The sequence below is a fragment of the Streptococcus sp. DD10 genome, from assembly GCF_001578805.1.
GTDB lineage: Bacteria > Bacillota > Bacilli > Lactobacillales > Streptococcaceae > Streptococcus.
The window spans coordinates 1-545 of the sequence record NZ_KQ969195.1 but is presented as its reverse complement, the minus strand read 5'-3'; the positions used below and the strand labels follow the sequence as shown (position 1 = coordinate 545).

General features: G+C 40.4%; 1 protein-coding gene. It reads left to right on the top strand.

Translation table 11 applies throughout. From position 1 onward, the window contains the following. Positions 1–86: 86 nt before the first annotated feature. Positions 87–545, top strand: a 459-nt coding sequence (locus STRDD10_RS10065; RefSeq protein ID WP_156468664.1) for an IS30 family transposase, incomplete at its 3' end; no start/stop codon positions are given.

Here is a 545-nt window from a genome sequence, read left to right as displayed (position 1 = left end):
GTAAAATATAGTGCAACAAAAAAACTCATAGCGTTTCATTGGTGTAAACTGTAAGTAGTCACACAAACAGAACCCGAGGAAAAACTATGAGCTACTCCCATCTTACCATAACCGACCGAATAAAGATAGAAACTTACTTGGATTTAGGTTTGAAACCTTGCCAAATTGCAAGTAAACTTGGCGTCCATAAGTCCACCATTTCAAGAGAGCTAAGTCGATGTAAAAATAGTTACTCCGCAGCCTTAGCACAGGAACAGTACGACCACAGGGCCAAGCAAAAAGGTCGAAAATCTCGTTTGACACCAAAGTTAAAAAAGGAAATTGAGAAGGGGTTAAAAGCTTCTTGGTCACCTGAACAGATTTGTGGTCGCTATCAGCTTGAACAAAAGCCAATGGTAGCTTTTAAAACCATCTATAACTGGCTCTATGCTGGTTTGATTGATCTGGATTTAAGCGTCCTTCGTCGTAAAGGAAAGACTCAACAACCAAAAGAAACACGTGGGACATTTAGGATTGGCACGTCGATTGCCAAACGTCCTAAAGAA